General features: G+C 34.7%; 8 protein-coding genes. 5 read left to right on the forward strand and 3 right to left on the reverse strand.

Annotation, left to right across the window (positions count from 1 at the left end; all coding sequences use genetic code 11):
* The first annotated feature begins 7 nt into the window (after positions 1–7).
* Positions 8–943, forward strand: coding sequence for a thiamine pyrophosphate-dependent enzyme (locus tag ACP5QL_RS08675; RefSeq protein ID WP_424662067.1), 936 nt, complete (start codon positions 8–10; stop codon positions 941–943).
* 53 nt (positions 944–996) lie between these two features.
* Entirely contained in the window at positions 997–1,812 is an 816-nt protein-coding gene (locus ACP5QL_RS08680) for a deoxyribonuclease IV (protein WP_164930951.1), read from the forward strand.
* Here the strand turns inward: ACP5QL_RS08680 and ACP5QL_RS08685 are convergent.
* On the reverse strand, positions 1,809–2,795 hold the full coding sequence (locus tag ACP5QL_RS08685; RefSeq protein WP_012582676.1) for an acetylxylan esterase: 987 nt from the start codon (positions 2,793–2,795) through the stop codon (positions 1,809–1,811). The two genes, ACP5QL_RS08680 and ACP5QL_RS08685, sit on opposite strands and share 4 nt — an antisense overlap.
* Before the next feature lie 109 nt (positions 2,796–2,904).
* On the opposite strand from ACP5QL_RS08685, the gene ACP5QL_RS08690 reads away from it, so the two are divergent.
* Complete coding sequence (locus tag ACP5QL_RS08690; protein WP_428127056.1) at positions 2,905–4,029, forward strand: histidine kinase; 1,125 nt, start codon at positions 2,905–2,907, stop codon at positions 4,027–4,029.
* Between the two features lie 38 nt (positions 4,030–4,067).
* Here the strand turns inward: ACP5QL_RS08690 and ACP5QL_RS08695 are convergent, their stop codons facing one another.
* Positions 4,068–4,769: a potassium channel family protein gene (locus ACP5QL_RS08695; protein WP_428127062.1), complete on the reverse strand. Its 702-nt coding sequence runs from the start codon at positions 4,767–4,769 to the stop codon at positions 4,068–4,070.
* A 3-nt stretch (positions 4,770–4,772) separates the two neighbouring features.
* Complete coding sequence (locus ACP5QL_RS08700; RefSeq protein ID WP_428127067.1) at positions 4,773–6,143, reverse strand: TrkH family potassium uptake protein; 1,371 nt, start codon at positions 6,141–6,143, stop codon at positions 4,773–4,775.
* A 292-nt stretch (positions 6,144–6,435) separates the two neighbouring features.
* Between ACP5QL_RS08700 and purE the strand changes: the two genes are divergently transcribed.
* Both purE and ACP5QL_RS08710 read left to right on the forward strand, forming a co-directional pair.
* Positions 6,436–6,909, forward strand: coding sequence for a 5-(carboxyamino)imidazole ribonucleotide mutase (gene purE / locus ACP5QL_RS08705; protein ID WP_272996560.1), 474 nt, complete (start codon positions 6,436–6,438; stop codon positions 6,907–6,909).
* On the forward strand, positions 6,902–7,323 hold a 422-nt coding region (locus tag ACP5QL_RS08710), incomplete at its 3' end, for a phosphoribosylaminoimidazolesuccinocarboxamide synthase (RefSeq protein ID WP_428127071.1). The genes purE and ACP5QL_RS08710, both read left to right, overlap by 8 nt.

Raw genomic sequence — 7,323 nt, forward strand, 5'->3', positions numbered from 1 at the left:
GCTAAAAATGGCAATTAACTTAAGAGAATTAGCGTTAAAAGAGGAAAGATTAGTTAGTGGACATAGATTGTGTGCAGGATGTGGAGCAAGTATTGTTGTAAGAATGGTTCTAAACGCCATAGATGAACCAGTAGTAGTGGCCAATGCTACAGGATGCCTTGAAGTTGCCACCACCATATTTCCTTTTAACTCTTGGAATGTGCCATGGATCCATTCTGCCTTTGAAAATGCAGCAGCAACCATAGCAGGAGTGGAAGCCGCATATAGAGCTTTAAAGAAAAAGGGAGAAATTGATAGAGAGATAAGATTTATAAGCTTTTCTGGGGATGGTGGTACCTACGATATTGGACTTCAGGCCCTCTCAGGAGCAGTAGAAAGAGGACATAGGGCAGTCTTTATTTGCTATAACAATGAGGCATATATGAATACGGGAATTCAAAGATCAAGCGCAACTCCAAGAGGTGCCTTTACTACTACCTCTCCAGCAGGAAAGGTAGTTCCTGGAAAGCCTCAAAGGAGAAAGAATTTAACAGAAATGATGGTAGCAAATGGAGCAAGATATGTAGCTCAAGCATCACCAAGCCACTGGAGAGATCTCATGGAAAAGGTTAGAAAAGCAGTAAATACTGATGGACCTGCCTTTCTAAATATATACTCTACCTGTCCAAGGGGCTGGAGAACACCCGATAACTCAGCTATAAGCATTGCAAGGCTTGCAGTAGAGACCGGTGTATGGCCCCTCTACGAAGTGGAAGATGGAAAGTATAAGATAAACTATAAACCTCCAAAGGGATTTAAACCAGTAGAGGAGTTCCTAAAAGTTCAAGGAAGATTTGCTCACCTTCTTAAGCCAGAAAATGCCCATATATTAGAAGAAATCAAAAAAGATATAGAAGCTGAATGGAAAAGACTTCTTAGTATGGAGGAAGCCACAAACAAATAAAAGCCATGGAATACAAAAGGCTCCCCCTTTATGGGGGAGCTTCTCTTTTTAAAATGAATAAGAATAGCTATAAACTTGGAGTTCATCTTTTTAGAGGTGGAAGATCTATACTCGAAGATATAAAGCTTCTTCGAATAAATACTGCACAGCTTTTTTCAGGAAGTCCCAGAAGCTATAGACCTACCAATGAGAAACTCCCAGTTTTTCCCTTCAACTCTGTTTTCATTCATGCTCCTTATGTGGTAAATATAGCATCTCCTGACGAAAAAGTATTCAACTTGTCTATTAAAAAAGTAATAGAGGAATTGAAACTTGCAGAAGAACTAGAATGGGAAGGATTGATAATTCATCCTGGAAGTAGCAAAAAGATGGGAAAGGAAGTGGCAAAGAGAAATTTTTTTAAAGCCCTTGAAAAAATTCTTGAAGAAGACATAAAGGCAAAACTTATAGTAGAAAATAGTGCAGGGGAAGGAGATGGATGGGGTTCAACCTTAGAGGACTTCTACTCCATACATGAGGAATTTCCATCGATATACTTTTGTATTGATACCTGTCATCTTTTTGCTGCAGGATATAATTTAAAAAATCCAAGGGTATGTAAAGAAACTTTTTATTCTTTTTTCGAAAGAATCCCTGTGGAAAAGTTAGTATTAATTCATATAAATGACTCTCATTTTCCCCTTGGATCTCACAGAGACCAACACGCCCACATAGGTAAGGGGGCTATCGGGATAGGAGGATTTAAAAATCTATTAAGTATTCCTGAAATAAGAAAAATTCCTCTTATCCTTGAAACCCCCAAAGACAGTCCTATGGCAGACCTCTATAACCTACATACCATAAGAAAGATCTTAGAAAATTCTGATTAACCCTTCAAATACTTCTTTGCAAACTTCATTTTTTCGTAAGTATGGAAAGTGCCTCCGCCTTCATGTCCATTAAAAGGATAAATCTTTATTTCTTTCTCTCCTTGATAGTAATTATATGCAGCAAAAACTGTTGAAGGTGGACATATATTATCCATGAGGGCTACAGAAAATAGTGCCTTTGCTTTTGCCCTTACTGCAAAATTTACTCCATCAAAATAGGATAGAGTCTTAAAAACTCTATCTACATGATCTCTATGGGATTTTAAATATTGCACTATTTCCTGATAGGGATATCCATCGGTTATCTCTACAGCCCTTCTATAATGGCATAAAAACGGGACATCAGGCATTACAATCTTTACGTCTATTCCTATATAAGGAACAAGACCTGCAACTGCTATAGTAATACCCCCACCTTGACTTCCACCTGTTATACCAATTCTCTCCTTATCCACATCAGGAAATGCCATAATAGTTTCTACAGCTCTTACTGCATCGGTAAAAACTCTTCTATAATAATATTTCTTAGGATGAAGAATTCCTCTGGTCATAAATCCAGAATACTGAGGATCAAAAGGTTCATCATCATAATCAGGAGTGTCCCCAGGACTCCAAGAGCTTCCTTGTCCTCTTGTATCCATTATAAGGTGAATAAACCCCATATTTGCCCACAAAAGAAAATCATAAGCAAAACTTCTTCCTCCACCATACCCAATATATTCTACAATTCCGGGAAGTTTTCCTGACCTATTTTTAGGCACTATAAGCCATCCCTTAATTCTCTGTCCTTTATAACCCGAAAAGGTCACATCATAGGTATCCACAAGCTCAAGTCCAAAATCTACCTTCTCAAAAATAGGATCCAAAGGATATTTTCTTGACTCTTCTAAAGTTTCCTTCCAAAAGAAATCAAAATCTTCAGGCTCCTCTCTTTCAGGAAAATACTTCCAAAGTTCCAATAAAGGTAGATCAAAAAAAGCCATAATACACCTCCCATAACCGTTTTTGAATATTATACTACTTGTAATTAGCTTCAAAATTAATATAAAATGAAATAATTTCAAAATCATAGGTAAAAGGAGGAAGAATATTATGTCAGAAATTAAAACCTACGAAATTGAAAAGGGGTTATACCTTTTTAAAGATCCAGAACCTTTCTTTAATTTTAATAGCTATTTATTAACTTGCTCTATGGATGATAAAGTAAGCATTAATATCTTATTTGACCCCTTACCGCTAAAGTATTTTAAAGATTTTATTAAAACCCTTAATGGACTTGTAGGTGTTGAAAATATTAACATAATTTATACAAACCACCAAGACCCTGACTTAACTTCATCGGTGCCTGCCCTCCTTGATTTAGCACCGAGGGCCATATATATTACATCTCAAGACACATGGAGATTAGTAAGTGGATACAACATTGATCCTAAAAAGTTTCAACCTGTAGAATTTATCCCCAACAGAAAGTTAAAACTTAATAAAGAAGGAGATATGTGTTTAGAATTCATACCTACCCCTTTCTGTCATTTTAGAGGCGCCACTGCAGTATATTATCCTAAATTAAAGGCATTGTTTTCTGGAGACCTTTTAGGAGGTGCCTCCACAAAAGACACTGAAGGTATATATGCAACCGAAAAATCTTGGCTTGGAATAAAACTATTTCACGAAGTGTATATGCCTACAAAGGAAGCCTTAAAACTTGCTGTAGACAAGATAGGACGTCTTAATCCCCTTCCTGAATTAATCCTTCCACAGCATGGAGATATAATTAAGGGTAGCCTGATAATAGAATTCTTAAGTGGATTAAATGACTTAGAGGTAGGACTTGATTATATTCATACTAAGGAAAAAGAAGAGGAATTTTATATAAGAGTTTTCAATGATATGATTGATTTTGCTAAAAAGAAGTATGGAGAAGAAAATGTATACAATAAATTAAATAGAATAAGCACCCAGACTAGTAATTTCCCTGAAATAGTAAAAATAGAAAATGGAGTAATATCAGAAGTCTATATACCAGCTCCCACAGCCTTTGTCTTTGTATACGATGTTTTTTGTGAAGATTTACCCGAAAGCGAAAAGGAAGAGCTGAGATTAGAATCAATTGAAACCTTTAAAAAATACAATTTAGAGGTTCCAGAGGAACTTCTATATAAAAAATCCACATCCATCATGGATACCTTTAGAAGAGTCTTTGACATCTTTAGAAGATGAAGATAAAGGGCCCTCCAAAAACGGAGGGCCCAACAAATTTATGTCCTACTTAAAAATTTACTAATATCCTCAAAAGTTCCAATAATATAAAGGATGTCTCCTCTTTGAATTCTCTCAAAAGGATTAATATTTCCGATTACCTCTGAACCTCTCTGAATAGCAATTATAGAAAGATTGTAATTCTTACGAAGATCAAGTTCTTGTATAGTCTTACCAATTATGGGCTCAGGTGGCTCAATCTCAAAAATCTTAATATTTGCAGAAAACTCCATATAATCTATTACATTAGGGACTACCAACCTTTGAGCGAGTCTTACTCCCATATCCCTCTCAGGATATACTACAAGATCTACTCCAATCCTCTCAAGAATTTTTTCATGAGGTTCACTTATAGCTCTTGAAATAACAAATTTCACTCCCAGCTCTTTTACAAGTAATGCAGTAAGCACACTTGCTTCCACATCATGAGCAATGGAAACTATAGCCACATCCACATTTTGTACCCCTGCCTCTCTTAATGCATTTATATTTGTAGAATCTAAAACCTTTGCATAAGAGACATAATCTTTAATCTCCTCCACTTTAGTCTCATCCTTATCAATGGCAATAACAGAAAAACCCATCCTTTCAAGAGTAGTTGCCACCGCTACTCCAAACCTTCCAAGCCCTATTACCGCAAAACTATTTAATTTTGTCTTATCAAGTCCTGCCCTTTTTAGCCTATAAGATAGAGATTTCATAAATTAGCCTATACTCACCTCCTCAGAAGGATATTCCACTTGAGATCTCTTAGAAACAGGTATTAAAATCGCCATTCCTGCTGTAACAGTACCAACTCTACCAAGAAACATGGTCAAAATAATTACCAACCTTGCAAAAGGAGAAAGATAAGGAGTAATTCCTGTAGAAAGTCCTACAGTGCCAAAAGCAGAAACTACCTCAAATAGTATATTCAAAGGTGGAAAAGGCTCAGTAATAAGCAATAAAAACCAACTAATTATTACAAGAGTTAAAGAAAGAAGAAATACAATATATGCCCTCTTCACATTTTCCCAGGGGATAGTCCTATCCTTAAAATGTACATTTTTTCTTTCAAGAATAATTGTAGAAACGCTTAACCATAAAACGAGAAAAGTTACTGTTTTAATTCCACCTCCAGTCCCTCCTGGAGATGCACCAATAAACATTAAAACTATGATAAAAAGTAATGTAGAAGGATTCATCTTACCAATATCAAGGGTATTAAATCCAGCAGTTCTGGGAGTCACAGACTGAAAATAGGCTCCTAAAAATTTGCCCCAAAAATTCAATGTTTTTAATGTATTTGGATTGTTATACTCAAGGATAAAGATCACAATAGTACCAATTAAAATCAAAAACAATGTAGTAAATAAAGCCATCTTACTATGTAAAGAAAGATGTATTCTCTTCCCCATAAAACGTTGAATTATGTCATGGATCACAATAAAACCAATCCCACCCACTATAATAAGGGTAGTTATAGTAAAAACAAGAAGCGGATCAGAAACATAATCGGTAAAACTCCTAAAGCCTCCTATCAAGTCAAAACCAGCATTACAAAAAGCAGAAACAGAATGAAAAATTGCAAATTTTATACTTCTTAATAGAGGATATCTTTTTATAAAAACAAAAAATAGAGAAAGAGCACCAATACTCTCAAAAATAAAAACCGTTATCAAGACGTTTTTTAAAAAAGAAACAATACCTCTTAAAGATGTGGTATTCAAAGAATACTGTAAAATTAACCTTTCCCTAAGCTGGATTCTTCTATTTAAAAGAAGCATCATGCCCGTAGAAATTACTGCATAACTTAATCCTCCAATCTGTATAAGAAGAAGAATTACTAAATGACCAAAATGAGACCAATAGGTTCCTGTATCCACCACCACAAGTCCTGTCACACAAGTTGCCGATGTCGCAGTAAAAAGGGCTGTAAGAAAGTTGGTAAATTCTCCTTTAGCAGAAGATATAGGAAGAGATAACAGGATAGCTCCAGTAAGTATGACAATAGCAAAACTTATAATAAAAAATGCAGCAGGATTGAACCCCCTCTTCTTAGAGATTAACTCTTTTTCAAACATAAAAAGATTCAAAAACACCTCTTTTCTTCTAATGTCTTACTAAGAGACATTTAGATATTTTATCTCAGAGGGTATTGATAGTCAAACTCACAAAAAATTTTTACTTTTGTTAAAATAAAAGGCTCAAGGTTTAAATACATGTCAATATTTTTCTCTCCAGTTATAGCTTTTTACGTCTAATGTGAAGTTACTATTTAATACCATATACTTTTTAGCTAACATGTTAATATTTAAACTTTCCTTAATTGAATAGCCCAAAGAGAATTTTTTATAATTAGTTAAACTATAAAAGGAGGTATCCTCAATGTTAGTTGTGATCCTAATGGGCTCAAAGGGAGATTTGGATCATGCTAAAAAAATAGCCCATACCTTGGAAAAATTTGAAGTTCCATATGTGATGAGAGTAGCTTCTGCCCACAAAATTCCTCTAAAAGTATTAGAAATTATAAAAGAATATGAGGAAAAAGACGTTGTATATATCACAATAGCAGGAAGAAGTAATGCCCTTTCAGGTTTTACTGATGCTAACACAACAAAACCAGTTATTGCTTGTCCTCCCTATAGCGAGAGATTTGGAGGAGCAGATATATTTTCTACATTAAGGATGCCATCAGGAGTCGCTCCTTTAACCATTTTAGAACCAGAAGAAGCTGCACTTGCTGCTGTAAAGATATTGGCTATGAAATATGAAAATTTAAAAGAAAAAATCAAAAAATATCATGAAGAAAAAAGAAAAGAGATAGAAAAGGCTGACGAAGAGGTGAGAAGTAATGGGTAGTGTAAAAGACCTAATAATAATAGAAAGTCCTACAGAAAAATCTCTTGGAAGAGGAAGATTTGTATTTTCTGATAGATATTCTGTATTTGATTATGGAGAAATGCCTGATCATATAGATGATAAAGGAAAAGCCATATGTATAGCTACGGCTTATTTCTTTGAAAAATTAGAAAACTTAGGAATTAAAACCCACTACGTAGGGCTTGTAGAAGATGATAAAATTAAAACCCTTTATGAATTAAAAAAACCCACAAATGTTATGGAATTCAAAATGGTAAGAGTAATAAAGCCAGATCTTAAGGATAACATTTATGACTATTCTGTATTTAAAAAAGAAAAATCAAATTTCCTAATACCTTTAGAAGTTATTTATAGAAATTCCCTTCCCGAAGGATCATCAGTTTTTGAGAGATT

Origin of the sequence: Dictyoglomus sp., from assembly GCF_049968615.1 — a bacterium.
Lineage (GTDB): Bacteria > Dictyoglomota > Dictyoglomia > Dictyoglomales > Dictyoglomaceae > Dictyoglomus > Dictyoglomus turgidum.

Excerpts from the sequence above, each read along its gene's own strand:
- ACP5QL_RS08675 (WP_424662067.1), top strand. The coding sequence starts at position 8 with ATGGCAATTAACTTAAGAGAATTAGCGTTAAAAGAGGAAAGATTAGTT.
- ACP5QL_RS08680 (WP_164930951.1), top strand. The coding sequence starts at position 997 with ATGAATAAGAATAGCTATAAACTTGGAGTTCATCTTTTTAGAGGTGGA.
- ACP5QL_RS08685 (WP_012582676.1), bottom strand. The coding sequence starts at position 2,795 with ATGGCTTTTTTTGATCTACCTTTATTGGAACTTTGGAAGTATTTTCCT.
- ACP5QL_RS08690 (WP_428127056.1), top strand. The coding sequence starts at position 2,905 with ATGTCAGAAATTAAAACCTACGAAATTGAAAAGGGGTTATACCTTTTT.
- ACP5QL_RS08695 (WP_428127062.1), bottom strand. The coding sequence starts at position 4,769 with ATGAAATCTCTATCTTATAGGCTAAAAAGGGCAGGACTTGATAAGACA.
- purE (WP_272996560.1), top strand. The coding sequence starts at position 6,436 with ATGTTAGTTGTGATCCTAATGGGCTCAAAGGGAGATTTGGATCATGCT.